The following is a 22,061-nucleotide window of genomic DNA, read 5'->3' on the forward strand; positions in this document are numbered from 1 at the left end:
TATTTGTCTTATGTAATAGAAATGGACAACATTACAAAAGAATTTGGTAGCTTTAAAGCAAACGATGACATTACATTAAAGGTAGAAAAAGGAGAAATACACGCTCTTTTAGGAGAAAATGGAGCAGGTAAATCTACTTTGATGAGTGTTTTATTTGGGCTTTATCAGCCAGAAAAAGGTACTATAAAAATAAATGGAAAAGAAGTAAAAATAAATAATCCTAACGATGCTAATAACCTAGGTATAGGTATGGTACATCAACATTTTAAACTTGTCCATAATTTTACTGTATTAGAAAGTATTGTTTTAGGTAGAGAAACAACATCTAGTGGTTTTTTAAAAATGAAAGATGCCAGAAAAAAAGTAGAAGACCTTATAGAAAAATATAAATTTCAGATAAACTTAGATTCTTATATATCAGATATAACAGTTGGTATGCAACAAAGAGTAGAAATTTTAAAAATGTTATATTGTGATAATGATATATTGATATTTGATGAGCCGACAGCTGTTTTAACTCCACAAGAGATAGATGAACTTATGTCTACTATGAAAAAGCTTGTGGAAGAAGGAAAATCTATTATATTTATTACACATAAACTAAATGAAATAAAAGCTGTTGCTAATAGATGTAGCGTTATTAGAAAAGGAAAATATATAGGTACGGTAGATGTAGCTAGCACATCTAAAGAAGAAATGTCTGAAATGATGGTTGGTAGAAAAATTAACCTTAATATTGAAAAACAACCTGCTAAATTAGGCGAAACTATTTTAAAGGTAGAAAACTTATGTATAAAATCTAAAGATACAGATAAACATGTGGTAAAAAACGTATCATTCCAGGTTAGAAGTGGTGAGATTGTTTGTATAGCAGGTATTGATGGAAACGGACAATCTGAACTTGTATATGGAATAACAGGCCTTATGCAGATAGAAAGTGGTAATATTAAACTAAAAGACAAAGATGTTACTAAAGAAAGTATTAGGAAAAAATGTATAGATGGATTTGCACATATACCAGAAGATAGGCATAAATACGGACTTGTGTTAGACTATACTTTACAAGAAAACCTTGTGTTACAAAGTTATTTTACTAAAAATTTTCAAAAATTTGGTTTTTTAAAATTTAATAAAATAAAATCTTATGCTAAATATTTAATAGAAAAATTTGATATAAGAAGTGGACAAGGAGAAACGTCAATAGCTAGAGGTATGTCTGGTGGTAACCAACAAAAAGCTATTATAGCAAGGGAGCTAGATAGAAATCCAGAGCTTGTAATAGCAGTACAGCCAGTTAGGGGGCTTGATGTTGGAGCAATAGAATATATACATAACCAAATAGTTGAACAACGAGATAAAGGTAAGGCAGTTTTATTAGTTTCTTTAGAGCTTGATGAGGTTATGAATTTAAGTGATAGAATATTAGTTATGTACGAGGGAGAAATAGTAGCAGATGTAAATCCTAAAGAGGTTAGCATACAAGAGTTAGGGTTATATATGGCTGGTACAAAAAGGAGTGTGAAAAATGGATAATAATATAAGAAAACAAAGAGATTATAAAGCATTTTTAAGTTTTTTATCATCTTTATTTGCTATATTAGCAGGTTTTATATTTGCATTTATAGTTCTTTTTGTAAGTAACCCTAAAGAAGCAGTAAATGGATTTTTAACTATACTACAAGGTGGATTTACAGATGGGTTAACAGGTTTCTCTAGGCTTATATATTTTGCAACACCTATTATTATGACAGGGCTTTCTGTGGCATTTGCTTTTAAAACAGGACTTTTTAATATAGGGGCATCAGGACAATTTATTATAGGTGCTTATGTTGCAGTACATATAGGTGTTAAATGGACATTTTTACCACCTAGTATACACTGGGTTGTAGCGTTGATAGGTGCAGGTATAGCAGGTGCTTTATGGGGAGCTATACCAGGGATTTTAAAGGCTTTTGCAAATGTTAATGAAGTTATATCATCTATTATGACAAACTATATAGGTATGTATTTAGTAAATATGCTAGTTGTAAAAAATGTTTTTGACCAATTAAAGAACCAATCTTTAGAGGTAGAGCCAAGTGCTATTATACCAAGACTTGGCATTGGTGATAGCAATATAAATTATTCTATAATTATAGCATTAGTATTTGTAGTAATAATATACATATTGTTAGAAAAAACAACAATAGGATACGAGCTAAAAGCCTGTGGGCAAAATAAATTTGCTAGTAAATATGCAGGTATTAATGAAAAGAAAAATATAATACTTGCTATGCTTATAGCAGGTTTATTATCTGGCATAGGTGGAGGGTTAATGTACCTTTATGGTTCTGGTAAATATATCCAAGTGTTAGATATTATAGCACCAGAAGGGTTTAGTGGTATATCTGTTGCATTATTTGGGCAGTCAAATCCAATGGGTGTATTTTTGGCAGGTTTATTTATTGCACATATACGCGTTGGAGGTATCAACCTACAATTAAATGGATATGCTCCAGAGATTATAGATATGATTGTAGCATCTATTATATATTTTGGTGCTTTTGCTTTATTATTTAAAAATATTATATCTAAACTTATTAAAAATTTTAAGAAAGGGGATAAAAAATAATGGATACTATTTATTTTATAACACAGCAAACAATGTCTTTTGCTATTCCTCTTTTAATAGTAGCTATAGGCGGTATGTTTTCTGAGAGAAGTGGTACTATAAATATCGCCTTAGAAGGTATAATGATAATAGGTGCTTTTTCAGGAATACTATTTATAAATCAGTTTGAAGATACAATGTCTGGGCAAGGATTATTACTTTTAGCATTATTAATAGCTGGTGTTACAGGAGGATTATTTTCTTTATTACACGCTTTTGCATCAATAAATCTAAAGGCAGACCAAACAATAAGTGGTACAGCACTTAACCTTTTTGCACCAGCTTTTGCAATATTTGTTGCAAGAATGATACAACAAACACAACAAATACCTTTTACAAATACATTTTTTATTAAAGAAGTACCTGTTTTATCTTCTATACCAGTAATAGGTGATTTATTTTTTAAAAACGTATATATTACAACTTATATAGGTATTTTAATATTTATTATTTCTTATATTGTAATTAATAAAACAAGATTTGGGCTTAGGCTAAGAGCCTGTGGAGAGCATCCACAAGCAGCAGATTCTGTTGGGATTAATGTTTATAAAATAAGATATGCAGGTGTTTTTATATCTGGTGTTTTAGCAGGTATTGGTGGAATAGTATTTGTTGTACCTACATCTACAAATTTTAATGCAACGGTTGCAGGATATGGATTTTTGGCATTAGCAGTTTTAATATTTGGGCAATGGCGTGCACATAGAGTATTTGTTGCAGCATTTTTCTTTGGTATTATGAAAACATTATCTAGTGCACATTCTACTATACCATTTATTAAAGAGCTTCCTATAACAAATGAGATTTATAAAATGTTACCATATCTTATAACATTAATTGCTTTAACATTTTTATCTAAAAACTCTCAAGCGCCTAAGGCAATAGGCATACCTTATGACAAAGGTTCTAGATAAGGAGGTAATAATATGAGAATGTATGACCTTATACAAAAAAAAAGAAATAAAGAAGAGCTTTCAAATGAAGAAATAGAATATATGATAAATCATTATGTAAGTGGAGAAATACCAGATTATCAGATGTCGGCAATGCTTATGGCAATATTTTTTAATGGTATGAATGATAGAGAAATATCTACTATGACAAATGCTATGGCAAAATCTGGAGATATGGTAGATTTATCTTCTATAGAGGGTATAAAGGTAGACAAACATTCTACGGGTGGTGTAGGAGATAAAACAACATTAATAATAGCACCTATTGTTGCATACTACGGAGTTAAAGTTGCTAAAATGTCTGGTAGAGGGTTAGGCCATACTGGTGGTACTGTTGATAAAATGGAAGCTATTCCAGGGCTTAGAACAAACTTTTCACAGGAAGAATTTTTTGATATAGTAAATAAAACAGGCATTAGTGTCATAGGACAATCTGGTAATCTTGCACCAGCAGATAAAAAACTTTACGCATTAAGAGATGTAACGGCAACCGTAGAAAGTATACCCCTTATAGCTTCATCTATTATGAGTAAAAAATTAGCAGCTGGGAGTGATTGCATTTTATTAGATGTAAAGACTGGTAACGGTGCATTTATGAAAAATTTAGATGATTCTATAAGCCTTGCACAAAAAATGGTTACTATAGGAGAAAACTGTGGTAGAAAAATGGTAGCTCTTATAACAGATATGGATATTCCTCTTGGTAATAATATAGGAAATTCATTAGAAATAGTTGAAGTTATAGACACTCTTAATGGTAAAGGACCTAAAGATTTAACTGATTTATGTATAAAACTTGCAGGTAATATGCTATATCTTGCTAATAAAGGAACCATAGAAGAATGTGAAAATATGGCAAAACAAGCGATAGAAAATGGATATGCTATTAAAAAGCTTATAGAAATGGTAGAGGCTCAAGGTGGAGATATACAATATATTAAAAATCCTAATAAATTTACCAAGTCTAAATATTCTTTAGATATAGTATTAGAAGAAGACGTACAAGGTTATATTAATTATATGGACACAGAAGGACTTGGTATAGCATCTACTATGTTAGGAGCTGGGAGAGAAACAAAAGAAGATAGTATAGACTTTTCTGCTGGAATTGTTTTAAATAAAAAAGTGGGGGATAAAGTAAAAAAAGGTGATATTTTATGTACATTATATACTAATGATTACAACAGGATAGAAAATGCTAGAAATAAAGTTAAAAATTCTATAATTGTTAGAGAAAATAAACCTAAAGAGATACCTTTAGTCTTTGCAAGAGTTGAAAAAGATAAATTACAAAAATTTTAATATATAAAAAATATTTGACTAAATTAATATTTAAGTGTAAAATATGAATTGAATAATATATTCTAATTTTTGGGAGGAAAAAGAATGAAAAAAATAGTTAGTTTAATATTAGCAACAACTATGGCCTTTAGTATGGTTGCCTGTGGAAGCAAATCAAACGAAAATACAGATAATACAGCTGTAGAAAGCAATAATGCTGAAGAAAAAAAAGAAGAAAGTAGTAGCTCTGGTGCAGAAATTGCACTTGTTACAGATGTTGGTACTATTGATGATAAATCTTTTAACCAAGGTTCTTGGGAAGGTGTTGTAAAATATGCTGAAGAAAAAGGTATTTCTCACAAATATTATAAACCAGCAGAAAAATCTAACGAAGCTATTACTACAGCAATAGAATTAGCTATTAAAGGTGGAGCTAAAACAGTTGTTTGTCCTGGTTACTTATTTGAAGTTCCAGTATATGATATGCAAGCAAAATATCCAGATGTTAAGTTTATCATTATAGATGGTACACCACAAGATGGTAATCAAAAAGAACCAAAATACGAAGTAGGGGCAAATACAGAATCTATCTACTTTGCAGAAGAACAAGCTGGTTTCTTAGCTGGTTATTCTGCTGTTATTGATGGTAACAGAAACTTAGGATTTATGGGTGGTATTGCAGTACCTGCTGTTATCCGTTATGGATATGGATTTATCCAAGGTGCTGAATATGCTGGTAAAGAATTAGGACTTAAACCTGGAGAAATTACTATGAACTATACATATGTTGGTGACTTTGATGCTTCTCCAGAACATACTGCTAAAGCATCTGCTTGGTACAATGAAGGCGTAGAAATTATATTTGGCTGTGGTGGTGGAGTTGGTAACTCTGTTATGAAAGCAGCTGAAACTGCTGGTAAAAAAGTTATTGGTGTAGATGTTGACCAATCTGTAGAATCAGAAACAGTTATTACATCTGCTATGAAAAATTTACAAAGTGCAGTTTATAAAACTTTAGCACAAATTTATGATGGTACTTTTGTAGGTGGACGTACAGTTACATTAAATTCTACTACAGGTGATGTTTTATTACCTATGGAAACATCTAAATTTGAAGTATTTAATCAAGAAAAATATGATGATATATACAATAAAATTTCTAATGGCGAAATTGAATTAAAAAATGAAAAAGCTGCAGAAAAACCAGATGGTTTAGGCTCAGAAATTGTTTCTGTAAAATTTCAATAGTATTAAAACAAATAAATCCTAGATATTAGTATCTAGGATTTATTTGTTTTAATTTATTTTCGCAATAATTACTAAGCTCTTTTGATAGGGTATTGTTTTTTATAGAAATTAATAAATCTTTAGCTAAGTCATATTGTTTTAAAGATAAATAACAATCTACTTTTAAACAAGAAATTTCATCTAAAAAAATAATATTTTGTTCATTCTTTTGTTCACTAGTTATTATTGTGTCGCAATAATTTATAGCTTTATGATATTTTTTTGTATAAATACATAAATATATCATATTTTTTAAGATATTAATATCATATTCTATGTTGCTTATAACCTTTTCAAAATAAAATAAAGCACAATCAAAGCAATTTAAAAATTGCAAACACATAGCCTTTGAATAATACACGTCTGTAATTTCATTTTTAGATAGCATATCTTTAAATAATAAAGTTGTATTAAAGTATTTAAGAGCCTCTAAAAAGTTAGACTCATTATATAAATAAATAGAGCCTCTTTTATAAAGTAAAGTAGGATTTTTGGGAGCATCTTTTAAAACTTCATCTATATTTCTGGACAATATATTATTTATAAAATTACCATTATATGTATTTATAAAATTTAATATATCTTGGTATAATATATCATTTTCATTGCCAATATAAAAATTGTTATTATCTTTAAAAGGAATATTAATATTAAATGTTCTTTTTTCTACAGGTAATAGATAACAATTTGTAGATTTTGCTTTAACGTTATAGTATAAATCTCTACCAACCGAAGGATAGCTTATTTCCTTTTGTAAAAAATTATAAACACTAGCATTTTTATACCAACCAACTATGTAATGTTTAGTGTTATCCTCATAAACCCATATTACCAATGCATCTCTTAAAAGTGTAGAATTATCATTAGTAAAGTTTATATTAGAAAGATTAACAACACCTGGCTTTAAAGAGGCATATCCATAACAAAAATTATTATAATCTTGGAAATTATATTGCTCTGGATTATTTGATTTTTTTTCTTGATAAAACCTATCATAGATATTTAATGATGTATCTTCTATCCCATTATAATTATTGAAAAAACTTACTTTAAAAATAACATAATTCATAATAACCTCTTATTTATTTTGCATAATAAAATATATTTAGTATAAAATAATGATTATATTATAGCAGAAAAATATATGATATTAAAGATAAATTGTAAATAAAATAAATATTTTGTTAAAAGTGGTTAAATACTATATACTTTTTTTAAATTTAGTATTATAATATTATAGTTAAGATTGCTTAATTTATAAAGGAGATAAATATGGATACAGTTATAGTTATTATGCAAAAAAATAAAAAAACAGGATTATTTGAAAAGGAGTTACAAACCCTTAGTATTTCTAAATATGAACAATATATATTAAATATATATGCCTTAGAAGATGAAAATAGTCAAATTTTTTTAAATATAAAACTAACAACAGAAAATGATGTATCCGATTGGGAATATAATGCTATTTATGATTATTATGATATAGGTATGTTTCAAGAAAAAGGATATGATATAAATGAATGTGAAGAGGAATATAATCCTACTTGGGAAATAATTATCCCATATACAGAAAATAATAACGAGCTAATTAATATAGTAGATACTATTTTAGATATACATCATAAAGAGTTAGAAGATGTTTATAATACTATAAAAGATAAAGAAGGAGAGTATAAAAATGAAAAATAAAAAAGGTATTATTGTATCAATAATTGCAATTTTGGTCATTGCTATTGTAGGTTGTTATTTTTTAATAACTAAAAATAATACTAGAAATAAAGGGGTAATATTAGACCAAAAGATTTTAAAAGATTTAGATGAATTTAATAGAAAACTTGATGACTACTATATACAAACTTGGGATAATAACCAGTTTTTATCTTCTTACAGTTATTTAGTAAAAAATGATGGTTCAGAAGTTTTGTTGAGTGATATAGAAGAAAGTTTAGATTATAAAGTTCCTAAAGAATTAAAAGATATAGTTATACATTTTACAAAACCTAAACATTTAAAACCTTATTTACAAGATAAAATATTAGATGAAGATATGGAGATATTAACTATATATACTGCCTTGCCTGTAAAAGAAGGTATGTATGTGTCATCTAAATTTGATGAAGGTGGGGTTTTAACTCAAAAAGAATATAAACAATTTGTTATGGATAGTGCTTGGAATCATGGAGAAATTAGAACTCCTTTAAAAGATGATAAAGAGTATGAACAAATTTTAAAAGCAGTGGTACAAAAAGATGGGTTATTAGAAAATGGAAATGTTAAGTATATTGCTTGTGATGATAAATATGCTATAATAGTAATATCTAGTAAAATGGACCCTGCTTATATAAAACAATATGCCCTACAAAAAGATGAAAATGGAGAATACAGTGTAATAGTTGAAGATTTACAAAGTAGAAATAGTAAAATATTTGTAAACTATGCTTATACAGATTTTGACCTTAGTATGTTGCCACCATATGAAATATCTAAATATACGGATATATCTTCTGATTTATCTTATATTGTAGACTTATTAAAACAAAGTGGACAAATAGGTGCTGAGGAAGAAATAACATATGCTTGTAAAGCTGGTAATTTTGCCTATATAGAATTTAAATCTAATTTAAAAGTATTATTATATACAAATGCAGAAGGCAAAATGGATATATATGAAGTGGATAATTTTAAAACAGCGTTATCACAAATGATAAAGCTAGAAGATAATCCACCAGCATTTATACTAAATTTTGAATAAAATTATAAAGTATTTAGAAAGGGATAATAATGATAATAGATAAATTTCATATAAGTTTATTTAATATATTAGATGAACTTATATATATATATGATTATAAAACTTTAGATGTATTATTTTTGAATAATAAAGCTAAAAATATATTTAAAATAGCTAACAATATGCCTTTAAAAAATGATATAATAGGAAATACATTTTTTTCAAATCCAATTGCATTAAACGAAGAGATAGGTAATGAATCAAAGTTTATTAATTTTGAAGGGCGTAATTATACTATAAATAAATCTCCAGCAATATATAACGATAGAAGCGTTGTACTGTGTGTTTGCAATGAAGTTAAAAATACTGATTTTGAAAAAGATAAAAAGTATTTAGAAATGAAAGATATACTAATAAAAAGTGTATCAATATTAGCAAAAGACGAAGATTTATCTAAAGTTATGTATGAAATATTAGAAATGATAGGACTATACTATAACGCAGATAGATGTTATATTAATGAAGAGCTAACAAATGGTGAAGAAATGGTGTATTTATACCAATGGGATAGTGCCAAAAATGATAATATATTTAGTCAGATTCCTAGCAATAATGAGATAGTAAATTGGGGGGAAATATATAAAAATCAAGAAATACTATTTATAGATGATATTTCTATATTAAAAGAAGTATGGCCAGAAAAGTATAAAGAACTAAAAGAAAAAGATATAAAAAATTTAGTTATTGCTATTATGAAGTTTTTAGAAAAACCTGTTGGTTTTATGTGTATTGAAAATATAGAAGAACATAAAAATGATATACTCCTATTAAAATCTTTATTATATTTTATACTAAATGAATTCAAAAGAAGGCAGATATCTAAAAAATTGACATTTATGAGTTTTCAAGATTCATCTACAGGCCTTAATAATAGGAATAAGTATGCTAATTATATAGAAAATATAAAATATAGTAATATAAAATCTATGGGTGTTGCATTTGTAGATATTAATGGTATTAATAAAATTAATGAAACACAAGGACAAGAATGTGGTGATAGGGCTATAAAAGAAGTTAGCGAAGCTTTAAAAAAATACTTTAGAAAAGAAGATATTTATAGGATAGGTGGAGATGAATTTGTTGTATTATCTGAAAATATAACAAAAGATACATTTAGTCAAAAAGTTAATTCTGTAAATAGATATTTCTTAGATTTAATGGAGTATAGTGTTTCCATAGGTTATTTATGGAGAGATAAAAATTTAGATATTAAGCATTTAACTCGTAAAGCTGATGAATATATGTATCAAGCTAAAAAAACTTATTATGACTATTTTAAAAATAATGGTATAGAAGTATATTCTTCAATGGCAACAGAATCAGAATATGAAGAAGATAAAGTAAAAATTATTTTAGGACATGATACAGAGCTAGATTTTAAATCTAATAGATTTACATTTGAATCTAAACAAGAAATATTTAAATTTAAAGTAAAACAGTTGATAAATAACAAACCAGATAAAAAATTTGTAATGGTAATGTTAGATATTAATGGCTTTAAGGTTGTAAATGAAATGTATGGATTTGACGAAGGTAATAAAATACTTTTAAGAATAAACCATATAATAAATAAATTTATATTTGGAAAAGGTATTTGTTGTCATTCTTATTCTGATGTTTACTATTTTTGTTGTGAATCTAAAAACGATGAAGATATATTAAAAATATTATACGATATAGACAATGAAATAAGCCAAACTATACTAAACATAAAAATAGCATTATCATACGGTATATATAGAATACAAGATAAAAATATAGGTATAGAGGAAATTATAGAAAGAGTTAACTATGCACATAAAATTTCTAAAAAGGATACAACAAAAAATATAAATTTTTATGATGAAGAATTAAAAAATAATATGTTAGTTGAAAAACAAATAGAAAATGATATGGACGAGGCTCTTGCTAATGAAGACTTTAAGTTATATTTACAGCCTAAATATAATATATATACTAATAAAATAAATGGAGCAGAAGCACTAGTTAGATGGGAGCATATAAAAAAAGGGTTAATGTTTCCAGGCAGTTTTATACCTATTTTTGAAAAAAATGGATTTATTATGAAATTAGATATGTACATATTAGAACAAGTGTGTAAATTTATAAAATCAAATGAAGAAAAAGGTAGAAGAAATATATCTATATCTGTTAATATATCCAAATTAAATTTTAGAAGAAAAGAGCTAAAAGATGATATAATGGAAATAATCAACCGTTATAAAGTAGACCCAAAGTTTATAGAATTGGAAATAACAGAAAGTTTAATAGCTGAAGAACCAGATGAAATTATAAAAGTTATTCAAGATTTTAAAAAAGAAAATATACGAATATCTATGGACGATTTTGGAACAGGGTATTCTTCTTTAAATATGTTACAAGATTTACCTGTTGATGTTTTAAAAATAGATTGTGGGTTCTTTAGAAATTTTGAAAAATCAAAAAAAGGTGCAGCTATTATAAAATCTATAGTAATGTTAGCTAAAGAGCTAGAGCTAGATGTTGTTGCTGAAGGTATAGAAATTGAAGAAGAAGTGGAATATTTAAAAGAGATAGGCTGTAGCAATGTTCAAGGATATTATTTTTGCAAACCAGTAACATTAGAAGAATTTGAAAAAAGGGCATTTGCAGATAATGGATAATACTTGACAATTAAAAAATTTTTTTATAATATATAATGTATAGAAAAAGGATTTTTTGGAGGAATATTATGTTAGGTATAATAAAAAGTAAAATTAAGGAGAAAAAAGGCTTTACCTTAGTTGAAGTTATAGTTGTTATGACTATAATAATTACACTTATAGCAATAGTAGGTCCTAATACTATTGGCTATATTAATTCTGCAAGGACAACATCTAATAAAGCTACTGCTAGAGCTGTTTATATTGCTAGTATGCAAGTTGCTGCAGATGCAGCTATGAAAAATAAAACTCTTGCAACAGACCAAGATGTTAAAAATGCTATAAAAGAAGCAAAATTATTACAAGGTGATGCAGAAGCTATTTTAAAAGACACAACAATTAATTATGACCCTAAAAATTATATTATAAATTCAGTTACATATTTAGGGGAAAAATATCCAGAAGATGGGCAAGAAGCTCCAACTTCATAAGAGGAGGCGATTTTAATGGGTATGGTTGAAACTATTGCATCAGTTTCTACAACAATTAGTATGGCTAATGTAAGGCAAGATGTTTCTATTTCGTTATTAAAAGACATAATGGACCAAAGTGAATCTAATATGATGAAAATTATGTCTATGGGTACAGTTGCTCAAGCACCTGAAGGAACAACTGTAGATTATATCATTTAATTAATAAAACCTCTTAATAGATGTAATTATTTCTATTAAGAGGTTTTGTTGTCATTAACATAACATTTAATACATTTGTCTATTTCTGTATATTTATAATATTTACTATATATTTATTTGTAACAGACTTTATATCTGTTTGAACTTTTTATCATAATATAATCTGTTATTTTATATTTTTTGTTTAATATGTACTATATCTTAATAATTTATAATTATTATTTGTTTTATATATAACATATTTAGGGTAAAATATATTATATTTATCTTTTCAAAACTTAAAAAATTTGATATAATAGTTATAATTTATTGTTAATGTTTATTATTTATAAATATAAATTTTTGGAGGTATATATGTCTTTTACAAATAACAACGGTATAGTACAAATATCAGATGATGTTTTAGTGGCTATTGTTCAAACAGCTACTATGGAAATAGACGGAGTGCATTCTATTAATTCTACCTTGGCTAGTGAGATAATAGGAAAGTTTGGTAAAAAAACAACTTCTAAAGGAATTAATATTTTTAGTGATGAAAACAAACTTACTATAAATATTAATTTATCTATAAAGCAAAATTATAAAATTTTAGATGTTGCACAAAATATACAAAATAAAGTAAAAACTGCCATAGAAAATATGACAGGTTTAGAAATAGATAAAATTAATATAAATGTTGCATCTATAGAAACAGATAAAAATAAAAATACAGATAAAAAAGAAGACTAGAATTTTTAAATTTAGAGGTGATATAATGGAAGATTTACATATTCCGGTAAAAAAAAAGCTAGAAACAAGAAGCAATACAAGAAATCACGTTTTTAATCTTGTTTTTCAACTAGAATTTTTTGAACCTAGCCATATTAAAGATATTTTGGATAAATATTATGAAATATTAGATACAGAAGAACAAATAGAAAAATTAGAAAATGAAAATTTTATCCCATTAAAAATAAATAAATCTATTATAGAAAAACAATTATATGGATTAATAAATAATTTATCAAATATAGATGAAAAAATAAAAGAATGCTCTAAAGGGTGGGAAATATCTCGTATTGATAAAGTAGATTTAGCCATATTAAGATTAGCTATATATGAAATGTTGTTTGATGATGTACCAACAAAAGTAGCTATAAATGAAGCAATAGAGCTTTCTAAAGAATATAGTTCTGAAAAATCTTATAGATTTATAAACGCTGTTCTTGGAAAAGTTTAGGTAATATTTATGTCAGATAATATTTATACAGTTTCACAAGTAAATAATTATATAAAACTTGTTTTAGAAGATGATGTTTTATTAAATGGTATTTATATAGAAGGTGAAATATCTAACCTAAAAAAGCATACATCAGGACATATATATTTTACAATAAAAGATGAAGAATGCTCTATAAATGCTGTTATGTACAGACAAGATGCGTTGTCTTTTAAAGATGAATTTGAAAACGGGATAAAGGTAATTTGCTTTGGATATATATCATCTTATACTAAAACTGGCCAATATCAGTTATATGTAAAAAATGTAAAAGTCAGTGGGTTAGGAGATGTTTTTTTAGACTTTGAAAATTTAAAAGAAAAGCTAAAAAAGGAAGGCTTATTTGATGAAGTTTACAAAATGGAGATACCACCTTTACCTAAAACAATAGGTGTTATTACATCTCAAACAGGTGCAGCTATAAGAGATATATTAAATGTTTCTAAAAGGAGAAATCCTAATATAAAAATAATGTTAATACCTGCTTTGGTACAAGGAAAAGATGCACCAGCTAGTATAATAAATGCTATAAATTTAGCTAACGAATACAATAATTTAGATATTATTATTTTAGCTCGTGGTGGTGGAAGTAAAGAAGATTTGTGGGCATTTAATAATGAAGATTTAGCAAGAGCAATCTTTTATTCATCTATACCAATAGTTACTGGTATTGGACACGAAATAGATTTTACAATAGCAGATTTTGTAGCAGATTTTAGAGCACCTACACCATCGGCAGCAATAGAGGTATGCTTACCTAAAGCAGATGATTTACAAGAAAAAGTTTATAATTTGTTTTGTAGTATAAATAAAAATATAAATAAAAGAATAAATGAAAACAAGCTTAAATTTCAAGTAAATATAAATAAAGCTTGCTTTGTAAATTTTTTAGATAAAATAACAGATTATCAAATATTTATAGAAAATAAACTAGAAAAAATAAATTCAAATATAGATTTAAAAATAAAAGAAAATAAACTTATTTTAGAATCTAATATAAATAAAATAGAGGCTTTATCTCCAATGAATATATTAAAAAATGGGTATGCTCTAGTATCTAAAGGTGATAATAATATTAAATCTGTAAAACAGTTAAAAAAAGATGACGAGATAACATTAAGTTTTTGTGATGGTGATAAAAAAGCAAAAGTAATAGAATGAGGTTTTTATGGCTAAAAAGAAAGATTTTGAAAGCTCTTTAAAAAGATTGGAAGAAATATCAAATCAAATGGAAAAAAATGAAACAACCCTTGAAAAATCTTTAAATCTTTACAAAGAGGGCGTTGAAGAAGCTATGTTTTGTGCAAGCTTTTTAAAAGATATGGAGCAAGAGGTATCTATATTACAAAAAGATGCTAATGGAATATTTAAGACTAATCCTTTTTACGATATGGAGGGATATTAATGAACACATTAGATAGACAAAAAGATATGCTTAATATTATAAATGATGAAATATTAACATATTTAAGAAAATATGCTGGTAAAGAAATGTATAAACCTATGGAATATAGCTTAAAAGCAGGTGGCAAGCGTTTTAGGCCAATGATAATGCTATTAATGTGTGAGGCACTATCTGGCAAATATGAAGATGCTATGCCATTTGCTGTTGCTATGGAATGTATACATACATATTCATTAATACACGACGATTTACCTAGTATGGATAATGATGACCTTAGGAGAGGTATGCCAACTTGCCATATAAAATTTAATGAGGCAACTGCTGTACTAGCAGGAGATGGACTTTTAAACATTGCTTTTGAAATAATGTTAGATAAACTTAAAAATAATTTTGAAAAAAGATATTTAGATGCTATTTATTGTATAGCTATTGCATCTGGTACTAATGGTATGATAAAAGGACAAGCATTAGACATTGATGCAGAAGGTAAAAATATTAGTGAAGACGAGCTTTTTGATATATATGAAAATAAAACAGGTAAGCTTATTTTAGCTAGTATAAAATGTGGTGCTATTATAGGTGGTGCTAGTATAGAACAATTAAAAATAATTGAAGATATAGCATATAAACTTGGTATAGCTTTTCAAATACAAGATGATATTTTGGATATAGAGGGAAATCAACAAGAAATAGGCAAACCATTAAATAGCGATTTAAAAAATAATAAATCTACATATGTTAGTATATATGGTATGGAAAAGTCTAAAAATGATTATAAAGAGTTATCCTCTAAAGTATTAGAAAATTTAAGAAATTTACATCTTGACAATAAAGATATTTACCATTATATAAAAAAATTAATAAATAGAACTAACTAATATATAAAATAAAATAATTAAGGTGATATTATGACAGCTTTTCATCAAATTATTAACAATAAGATAATACAAACTGCTGTTTTATCTTGGTTGATAGCACAGATAATAAAAATAATTATAGATTGTATAAAAAATAAAACAATAAACCCTGCTCTTATTGTAAGCTCTGGAGGTATGCCAAGCTCCCATAGCTCTTTTGTTACATCTCTTGCTTGTGCAACAGGTTTTACAGAAGGCTTTGGTTCAACTCTATTTGCTATTACTTTTGTTATTAGTATGGTTGTTATGTATGATGCATCTGGGGTAAGGCGTGCAGCTGGTAAACAGGCAGAAGTTTTAAATATATTTATAGCAAATTTTGAAAAACACGGTGTAAAAATAGACTCTAAATTAAAGGAGCTTTTAGGGCATAGCCCTGTAGAAGTGTTTGCAGGAGCTATATTAGGTATAGTTGTTGCTATAATAACTTATTAAAATATATTGAAAAGGAGGGCTAAAATGTCATATTTAGATAATATTAATAGTCCGTCTGATTTAAAAAAACTTAGCATAGATAAGCTAGATTATTTGGCAGAGGAAATAAGAGAATTTTTAATAGAGTCTTTATCTAAAACAGGTGGACACTTGTCGTCTAATTTAGGAGTTGTGGAGCTTACTATTGCTCTTAACTACTGTTTTGATTTTTCGATAGATAAAATTGTATGGGACGTAGGACATCAGGCCTATACTCATAAAATTTTAACAGGTAGAAAAGAACTTTTTAATACTCTTAGAAAAAAAGATGGACTTAGTGGCTTTCCTAAAACAAAAGAAAGTATTTATGACCATTTTAATACAGGGCATAGCTCTACATCTATATCAGCAATACTTGGATTTGCTACTGCTAGAGATTTACTAGGTAAAGATTATAATGTTGTTTCTGTTATAGGTGATGGGGCTATGACAGGTGGATTAGTTTACGAAGCTATGAACAACGCAGGCGCTAATAATAAAAAACTTCTAATTATATTAAATGATAACCAAATGTCTATATCAGAAAATGTTGGTTCTATGAGTAAACATTTAAGTAGTTTACGTTCCGCACCAGAATATATAGAGGTAAAGTTAGATGTAAGGCAATTTTTAGAAAGATTTAATATTGTTGGAGATAGAATAAATAAAATATTAGAAAAAACAAAAGAGGGTATAAAATATGCCGTTTTACCTAATGTAATGTTTGAACAATTAGGTATAAAATATATAGGTCCAATAGATGGACACGATATAGCAGGACTTATTAAGGCTATAAATAATGTTAAAAATATAAATAAACCTGTTCTACTACATATTATAACAAAAAAAGGGTATGGATATACTCCAGCAGAAAATGAACCAAGTAGTTATCACGGTGTAGCACCTTTTAATATGGAAACAGGAAAATCAATTAATACTACCAAAGTGGAAACTTATTCTGATGTTTTTGGTAAATTTATGGTTAGAGAAGCTAATAAAAATAAAAAGCTTGTAGCCATTACAGCAGCTATGCCCTCTGGTACAGGACTTTTATTTTTTAAAAAATTATATCCAGAGAGGTTATTTGATGTAGGCATAGCAGAAGAGCACGCTGTTATATTTTCTGGTGGCCTTGCTATGAGTGGATTTGTCCCTGTATTTGCAGTATACTCTACATTTTTACAAAGAGGATATGACCAAATAATACACGATATATGTATACAAAATTTACACGTTGTGTTTGCAATAGATAGGGCAGGTGTAGTAGGAGATGATGGAGATACTCATCAAGGTATATTTGATATATCTTATCTTTCTCATATACCTAATTTAACTATTTTAGCACCTAAAAATAAAACAGAATTTTTAAAAATGCTAGATTATTCTATAAATAAACATAATGGGCCAATAGCTATAAGATATCCTAAAGGTGTAGCAAATGATACTTATAGTGAAAATGAGCAAGAAATTAGTTTTAATAAATGTGAAGTTATAAAACAAAATGGTAATATAGCTATTATATCTGTTGGTACTATTATAGATAACATAAAACCTACATATGAAAAATTAATAGATGAAGGATATAATATTTCTTTAATAAATGCAAGGTTTATATCTCCAATAGATAAAGAGCTTATTAATAATATAAAAGATAACTTTGATTATATATTTACTGTTGAAGATAATGTATTTAAAGGTGGATTTGGCTCTAACCTTATATCTCAACTTATAAAAAATGAAATATTTGATAAAAAAATATACAATATATCCTTCCCAGATGAATATATAGACCACGCAACAATAAAAGAATTGCATCAAAAATATGGGTTAGATACAGAAGGCATATATAAAACTATTAAAAATAAGATAGGAAATATAGAAAATGGAAAATAGGCTTGATATAGCTATTAAAGAAAAATATGGATACTCTAGAGAATATGCTAAAGATATTATTTTAAAGGGATATGTGTTTATAAATGATAAAATTGTAAAGAAACCATCAGTTAAAGTATTAGAAAATGATATTTTAACTTTAGATAAAAAAGCTTTACCAAAATACGTTAGTAGAGGTGGATTTAAACTAGAAAAGGCTATACAATGTTTTGGGATATATTTACAAGATAAAGAGTGTATGGATATAGGTTCATCTACTGGTGGTTTTTCTGATTGTATGTTACAAAATGGTGCTAACTTAGTTTATGCAATAGATGTAGGTACTAATCAGCTAGATAATAAAGTATTAAATAATAATAAAGTTATCTCTATTGAAAATTTAGACATAAGAAATTTTGAAACAGATATAAAATTTGATTTTATATCTGTTGATGTTTCCTTTATATCTTTAAAAAAAATAATTTACAAAATATATAGCCTTATAAAAGATACAGGTGTTGTAGTAATGTTAGTAAAACCTCAGTTTGAGGCAGGTAAAGAGAATATTAATAAAAATGGTATTGTAAAAAATAAAAATATACATATAAAAGTTTTAGAAGATATATGGAATTTTTGCAAGCAACAAGGACTTTTTACAAAAGATATTACTTACTCTCCTATAAAAGGTGGCAAGGGTAATATAGAATACCTTATTTGTTTAACTAAGCAAAATAATGATAAAATTTTACCTTTTAAAAAAGTAGTTTTGGAAGCCTTTGAAGAATTAAAGTAGAGGAGAATATAGTATGTATATAGGGTTTATAACAAACGAGGATAAAGATAAAAATTTTGAATATACAAATAAGCTAATAAATTTTTGTATAGGACAAAATACAACTCCATTAATATTTAAAAATTTTAAAAATATGATTAATAACAAAAAAGTTATATTTTTAGAAGAAGAACAACTTTTTAAAATGTCCGATTTTATAATTATCCTTGGTGGAGATGGAACGATACTTAGATGGTCTAATAAAATAGCTAAATTTGATAAAAATATTTTGGGTATAAATATGGGAAATTTAGGTTATTTAACAGATGTAGAAAAGCAAGATGCTACATTAGCTATTAAAAATGTTTTAAATAATAACTATACCGTAGAAAAACGTATGATGCTTAGTGCTACTATTAATAATAAAGAATATATTTGCTTAAATGAGGTAAATATTAATAATGGTAATGTATCTAGAATGATAAAAATAGGAATAGATATAAATGGAAGATTTGCAGAGGCTTTTAGTGCTGATGGTCTTATTATATCTACCCCTACAGGTTCTACTGCCTACAATCTTTCAGCAGGGGGTCCAATATTAAAACCTGATATAGAGCTTATGGCTATTACTTATGTTTGCCCACATGTTTTATTTTCTAGACCTTATGTAATATCCTCTAATGACGAAATAAGAGCATATGTTACCAATAAAGATAGTATAGCTTATTTATCTTTAGACGGGCAAGAGTCTATACCTATTAGTTATGGTGAAGATGTGTTTATTAAAAAGTCTTCTTTTTATACCAATATTATAAAGACTACTGAGCTTAGCTTTTATGATATACTAAGAAGTAAAATGTTTGAAATAAGGAAGTGATTTTTATGAAAACTCAAAGGCATTCTAAAATAATAGAATTAATAAAACAGTTTGATATTGAAACACAAGAAGAACTTACAGAAAAGCTTAAAGAATCTGGATTTGATGTTACACAAGCAACCGTATCAAGAGATATAAGGGATTTAAAACTAACAAAGGTATCTTCAAGTGATGGAAAACAAAAATATAAATTTTTTATTCAAGATGATACAGAAGTAACAGAAAAATTTATAAAAGTTTTTAAAACAGGTGTTATAAGCATAGATTATGCCCAAAATATTATTGTTATAAAAACATTAAATGGTATGGCTATGGGAGTTGCGGCATCATTAGATGCTATGGATAATGATGAGATAATAGGAACTATAGCAGGAGATGATAATATTTTTTGTGTTGTAAAAACAGAAGAAAAGGCTATTAAAATTGTAGAAAAATTAAAAGCTAAAATTAATTCTTAATGTAAAAGGAAGTGTCAATTTGTTACAACAGCTTTACATAAAAAATGTAGCCTTAATAAATGAGGCATTAATAGAATTTGATAAAGGACTTAACATATTATCTGGAGAAACAGGTGCTGGTAAATCTATAGTTATAGGCTCTTTAGGATTTGTTTTAGGTGCTAGAGCTACTAAAGATTTTATAAAAAAAGGTGAAGATTATGCTATGGTAGAAGCATTACTAACTTTAAAATCTGAAACTATTAAAAATGAAATTAGAGAACTTGGTGTTGATATAGATGAGGATAGTTGTGTTCTTATAGCTAGGACTTTTAATAAATCTGGGAGGAATATTTGTAAAGTTAATGGTAGGCCAGCAACGCTTGGTATGATAAAAGAAATATGTGAAAAACTTATAGATATACACGGACAACACGAACATCAATCTCTTTTAAATCCTGCTAAACATATTTTATTATTAGATAGATTTTGTGAAAATGATTTGTTAAAGCCTAAAGAAAATCTTGCCAATTATATTAAAGAATATAGAAAAGTTTTAAAGCAAATATCAGATTTATCTATGGGTAAAGATAGAGAAGATTTAATAGACTTTTTTAATTATCAAATTACAGAAATAGAAAATGCAAAATTATCTGAAAATGAAGAAGAAATACTTTTGGAGGAACGAAAGGTTTTATCATCATCAGAAAAGTTAAAATCTCTTTATACAGAGAGTATATCCTTGTTATATAGCTCAGATGATTTGTCCGCACTTGATAAAATAAGCCTTGCTTTAAATAATATACAAACTATAATAAATATAGATATTGAAAAAAAATATATATATGATGAGTTGCAAGATGTATATGCAAAGCTTGAAGAAATTATAAGAGATATAAAAAAATATGATGATAGTATAGAATATAACGAATACAGACTTAATGAAATAGAAAATAGACTAGACTTAATACAAAAATTAAAGAGAAAATATGGCTCTAGTATTAAAGAAATATTAAATTTTAAAGAAGAAACTAAAATAAAGTTAGATAATTTAATAAACAGCGAAGAAAAAATACTAAAATTATATGAAAAAAAAGAAAGCATAGAAAAACAGATAAAACAATCTTGTATAAATATAAGTAGTATTAGAAAACAGCAAGCTAGCTATTTAGAGAAAAATATAGAAAAACATTTATTTGACTTAGGTATGCAAAATTCTAAATTTAAAATAGATATAAAACAAAAGGATACTTTTAATCAAAATGGTTTTGATAAGGTAGAATTTTTAATATGTACAAATTTAGGAGAAGATGTTAAGCCTCTTTCAAAAATAGCATCAGGTGGTGAGATGAGTAGGGTAATGCTATCTTTAAAGGCCGTTTTATCTTTTGTTGATACAATAGATACATTTATATTTGATGAAATAGATTCTGGGATTAGTGGAAGGACAGCTCAAATGGTAGCAGAAAAAATGTCTCTTTTATCTAAAAATAATCAAATTATTTGTATTACACACTTACCACAAATAGCTGCTATGGGTGACCAACACTTTTTAATAAATAAACTATCAGATGATAAAAATACTATGACTAGTATAGAAAGAATAAAAGATAATGAAATAGTAAACGAAATAGCTAGAATGACAGGTGGTGCTACTATAACAGATTTTACATTGGCATCTGCTAATGAAATGTTAGAACAAGCTAAAAATATTAAGAATAATTTAAAATAATAAATAATTATAAAAACAAAAGATATTTATATATATTAATTTATTTATAAATATCTTTTT

The 22,061-nt window shown here is 26.7% G+C and carries 22 protein-coding genes; 21 read left to right on the forward strand and 1 reads right to left on the reverse strand.

The window, feature by feature from the left end; translation table 11 throughout:
• Nucleotides 1-3: 3 nt before the first annotated feature.
• The 5 genes from R5Z65_RS04095 to R5Z65_RS04115 all read left to right on the forward strand — a co-directional run bounded on the left by R5Z65_RS04095 (nt 4) and on the right by R5Z65_RS04115 (nt 6,132).
• Nucleotides 4-1,533 (forward strand): ABC transporter ATP-binding protein, encoded by a 1,530-nt coding sequence (locus R5Z65_RS04095; RefSeq protein WP_317367235.1) that lies wholly within the window; start codon nt 4-6, stop codon nt 1,531-1,533.
• Complete coding sequence (locus R5Z65_RS04100) at nt 1,526-2,611, forward strand: ABC transporter permease (RefSeq protein ID WP_317367236.1); 1,086 nt, start codon at nt 1,526-1,528, stop codon at nt 2,609-2,611. The genes R5Z65_RS04095 and R5Z65_RS04100 overlap by 8 nt, the downstream gene beginning before the upstream one ends.
• Nucleotides 2,611-3,564, forward strand: coding sequence for an ABC transporter permease (locus R5Z65_RS04105; RefSeq protein WP_317367237.1), 954 nt, complete (start codon nt 2,611-2,613; stop codon nt 3,562-3,564). The genes R5Z65_RS04100 and R5Z65_RS04105 overlap by 1 nt, the downstream gene beginning before the upstream one ends.
• Before the next feature lie 12 nt (nt 3,565-3,576).
• The gene (locus tag R5Z65_RS04110; protein WP_317367238.1) at nt 3,577-4,905 is read left to right on the forward strand and encodes a pyrimidine-nucleoside phosphorylase; all 1,329 of its coding nucleotides are present in this window, start codon (nt 3,577-3,579) and stop codon (nt 4,903-4,905) included.
• Nucleotides 4,906-4,989: 84 nt separating this feature from the next.
• Complete coding sequence (locus R5Z65_RS04115; RefSeq protein ID WP_317367239.1) at nt 4,990-6,132, forward strand: BMP family ABC transporter substrate-binding protein; 1,143 nt, start codon at nt 4,990-4,992, stop codon at nt 6,130-6,132.
• Between the two features lie 25 nt (nt 6,133-6,157).
• Here R5Z65_RS04115 and R5Z65_RS04120 read toward each other — a convergent pair whose 3' ends face one another.
• A complete protein-coding gene (locus R5Z65_RS04120) occupies nt 6,158-7,240 on the reverse strand; it encodes a hypothetical protein (RefSeq protein WP_317367240.1) in 1,083 nt (360 codons plus the stop codon).
• A gap of 203 nt (nt 7,241-7,443) precedes the next feature.
• Between R5Z65_RS04120 and R5Z65_RS04125 the strand changes: the two genes are divergently transcribed.
• The 16 genes from R5Z65_RS04125 (at nt 7,444) to recN (ending at nt 22,001) form a co-directional block, all read left to right on the forward strand.
• Nucleotides 7,444-7,863, forward strand: coding sequence for a DUF6762 family protein (locus R5Z65_RS04125; protein ID WP_317367241.1), 420 nt, complete (start codon nt 7,444-7,446; stop codon nt 7,861-7,863).
• Nucleotides 7,853-8,926, forward strand: a complete 1,074-nt coding sequence (locus R5Z65_RS04130) for a hypothetical protein (RefSeq protein ID WP_317367242.1) — start codon at nt 7,853-7,855, stop codon at nt 8,924-8,926. The genes R5Z65_RS04125 and R5Z65_RS04130 overlap by 11 nt, the downstream gene beginning before the upstream one ends.
• Before the next feature lie 29 nt (nt 8,927-8,955).
• Nucleotides 8,956-11,607: an EAL domain-containing protein gene (locus R5Z65_RS04135; protein ID WP_317367243.1), complete on the forward strand. Its 2,652-nt coding sequence runs from the start codon at nt 8,956-8,958 to the stop codon at nt 11,605-11,607.
• 68 nt (nt 11,608-11,675) lie between these two features.
• Nucleotides 11,676-12,077 carry a type II secretion system protein gene (locus R5Z65_RS04140; RefSeq protein ID WP_317367244.1) on the forward strand — a complete coding sequence of 134 codons (402 nt, stop codon included), beginning with the start codon at nt 11,676-11,678 and terminating at the stop codon, nt 12,075-12,077.
• Between the two features lie 15 nt (nt 12,078-12,092).
• Complete coding sequence (locus R5Z65_RS04145; protein ID WP_317367245.1) at nt 12,093-12,278, forward strand: YjfB family protein; 186 nt, start codon at nt 12,093-12,095, stop codon at nt 12,276-12,278.
• Between the two features lie 354 nt (nt 12,279-12,632).
• On the forward strand, nt 12,633-13,007 hold the full coding sequence (locus R5Z65_RS04150) for an Asp23/Gls24 family envelope stress response protein (RefSeq protein WP_317367246.1): 375 nt from the start codon (nt 12,633-12,635) through the stop codon (nt 13,005-13,007).
• Nucleotides 13,008-13,032: 25 nt separating this feature from the next.
• Nucleotides 13,033-13,497 carry a transcription antitermination factor NusB gene (gene nusB / locus R5Z65_RS04155; protein WP_317367247.1) on the forward strand — a complete coding sequence of 155 codons (465 nt, stop codon included), beginning with the start codon at nt 13,033-13,035 and terminating at the stop codon, nt 13,495-13,497.
• 9 nt (nt 13,498-13,506) lie between these two features.
• On the forward strand, nt 13,507-14,697 hold the full coding sequence (xseA, locus tag R5Z65_RS04160; protein ID WP_317367248.1) for an exodeoxyribonuclease VII large subunit: 1,191 nt from the start codon (nt 13,507-13,509) through the stop codon (nt 14,695-14,697).
• Nucleotides 14,698-14,704: 7 nt separating this feature from the next.
• A complete protein-coding gene (gene xseB / locus R5Z65_RS04165; RefSeq protein ID WP_317367250.1) occupies nt 14,705-14,941 on the forward strand; it encodes an exodeoxyribonuclease VII small subunit in 237 nt (78 codons plus the stop codon).
• On the forward strand, nt 14,941-15,819 hold the full coding sequence (locus R5Z65_RS04170; protein ID WP_317367251.1) for a farnesyl diphosphate synthase: 879 nt from the start codon (nt 14,941-14,943) through the stop codon (nt 15,817-15,819). The genes xseB and R5Z65_RS04170 overlap by 1 nt, the downstream gene beginning before the upstream one ends.
• Before the next feature lie 30 nt (nt 15,820-15,849).
• Entirely contained in the window at nt 15,850-16,293 is a 444-nt protein-coding gene (locus R5Z65_RS04175; RefSeq protein WP_317367253.1) for a divergent PAP2 family protein, read from the forward strand.
• A gap of 24 nt (nt 16,294-16,317) precedes the next feature.
• Nucleotides 16,318-18,204 (forward strand): 1-deoxy-D-xylulose-5-phosphate synthase, encoded by a 1,887-nt coding sequence (dxs, locus tag R5Z65_RS04180; protein WP_317367254.1) that lies wholly within the window; start codon nt 16,318-16,320, stop codon nt 18,202-18,204.
• Nucleotides 18,194-18,976 (forward strand): TlyA family RNA methyltransferase, encoded by a 783-nt coding sequence (locus R5Z65_RS04185; protein ID WP_317367255.1) that lies wholly within the window; start codon nt 18,194-18,196, stop codon nt 18,974-18,976. Before dxs ends, R5Z65_RS04185 begins: the two co-directional genes overlap by 11 nt.
• 13 nt (nt 18,977-18,989) lie before the next feature.
• Nucleotides 18,990-19,832: an NAD(+)/NADH kinase gene (locus R5Z65_RS04190; protein ID WP_317367256.1), complete on the forward strand. Its 843-nt coding sequence runs from the start codon at nt 18,990-18,992 to the stop codon at nt 19,830-19,832.
• A gap of 5 nt (nt 19,833-19,837) precedes the next feature.
• Nucleotides 19,838-20,290 carry an arginine repressor gene (argR, locus tag R5Z65_RS04195; RefSeq protein ID WP_317367257.1) on the forward strand — a complete coding sequence of 151 codons (453 nt, stop codon included), beginning with the start codon at nt 19,838-19,840 and terminating at the stop codon, nt 20,288-20,290.
• Between the two features lie 19 nt (nt 20,291-20,309).
• Entirely contained in the window at nt 20,310-22,001 is a 1,692-nt protein-coding gene (gene recN / locus R5Z65_RS04200; protein ID WP_317367258.1) for a DNA repair protein RecN, read from the forward strand.
• Nucleotides 22,002-22,061 lie beyond the last annotated feature (60 nt).

It is taken from the genome of uncultured Tyzzerella sp., from assembly GCF_963558545.1.
Lineage (GTDB): Bacteria > Bacillota > Clostridia > Lachnospirales > CAG-274 > Tyzzerella.

What these genes read in the sequence shown, in the direction of transcription:
- R5Z65_RS04100 (WP_317367236.1), top strand. Translation starts at nt 1,526, where the DNA reads ATGGATAATAATATAAGAAAACAAAGAGATTATAAAGCATTTTTAAGT.
- R5Z65_RS04105 (WP_317367237.1), top strand. Translation starts at nt 2,611, where the DNA reads ATGGATACTATTTATTTTATAACACAGCAAACAATGTCTTTTGCTATT.
- R5Z65_RS04110 (WP_317367238.1), top strand. Translation starts at nt 3,577, where the DNA reads ATGAGAATGTATGACCTTATACAAAAAAAAAGAAATAAAGAAGAGCTT.
- R5Z65_RS04115 (WP_317367239.1), top strand. Translation starts at nt 4,990, where the DNA reads ATGAAAAAAATAGTTAGTTTAATATTAGCAACAACTATGGCCTTTAGT.
- R5Z65_RS04120 (WP_317367240.1), bottom strand. Translation starts at nt 7,240, where the DNA reads ATGAATTATGTTATTTTTAAAGTAAGTTTTTTCAATAATTATAATGGG.
- R5Z65_RS04125 (WP_317367241.1), top strand. Translation starts at nt 7,444, where the DNA reads ATGGATACAGTTATAGTTATTATGCAAAAAAATAAAAAAACAGGATTA.
- R5Z65_RS04130 (WP_317367242.1), top strand. Translation starts at nt 7,853, where the DNA reads ATGAAAAATAAAAAAGGTATTATTGTATCAATAATTGCAATTTTGGTC.
- R5Z65_RS04135 (WP_317367243.1), top strand. Translation starts at nt 8,956, where the DNA reads ATGATAATAGATAAATTTCATATAAGTTTATTTAATATATTAGATGAA.
- R5Z65_RS04140 (WP_317367244.1), top strand. Translation starts at nt 11,676, where the DNA reads ATGTTAGGTATAATAAAAAGTAAAATTAAGGAGAAAAAAGGCTTTACC.
- R5Z65_RS04145 (WP_317367245.1), top strand. Translation starts at nt 12,093, where the DNA reads ATGGGTATGGTTGAAACTATTGCATCAGTTTCTACAACAATTAGTATG.
- R5Z65_RS04150 (WP_317367246.1), top strand. Translation starts at nt 12,633, where the DNA reads ATGTCTTTTACAAATAACAACGGTATAGTACAAATATCAGATGATGTT.
- nusB (WP_317367247.1), top strand. Translation starts at nt 13,033, where the DNA reads ATGGAAGATTTACATATTCCGGTAAAAAAAAAGCTAGAAACAAGAAGC.
- xseA (WP_317367248.1), top strand. Translation starts at nt 13,507, where the DNA reads ATGTCAGATAATATTTATACAGTTTCACAAGTAAATAATTATATAAAA.
- xseB (WP_317367250.1), top strand. Translation starts at nt 14,705, where the DNA reads ATGGCTAAAAAGAAAGATTTTGAAAGCTCTTTAAAAAGATTGGAAGAA.
- R5Z65_RS04170 (WP_317367251.1), top strand. Translation starts at nt 14,941, where the DNA reads ATGAACACATTAGATAGACAAAAAGATATGCTTAATATTATAAATGAT.
- R5Z65_RS04175 (WP_317367253.1), top strand. Translation starts at nt 15,850, where the DNA reads ATGACAGCTTTTCATCAAATTATTAACAATAAGATAATACAAACTGCT.
- dxs (WP_317367254.1), top strand. Translation starts at nt 16,318, where the DNA reads ATGTCATATTTAGATAATATTAATAGTCCGTCTGATTTAAAAAAACTT.
- R5Z65_RS04185 (WP_317367255.1), top strand. Translation starts at nt 18,194, where the DNA reads ATGGAAAATAGGCTTGATATAGCTATTAAAGAAAAATATGGATACTCT.
- R5Z65_RS04190 (WP_317367256.1), top strand. Translation starts at nt 18,990, where the DNA reads ATGTATATAGGGTTTATAACAAACGAGGATAAAGATAAAAATTTTGAA.
- argR (WP_317367257.1), top strand. Translation starts at nt 19,838, where the DNA reads ATGAAAACTCAAAGGCATTCTAAAATAATAGAATTAATAAAACAGTTT.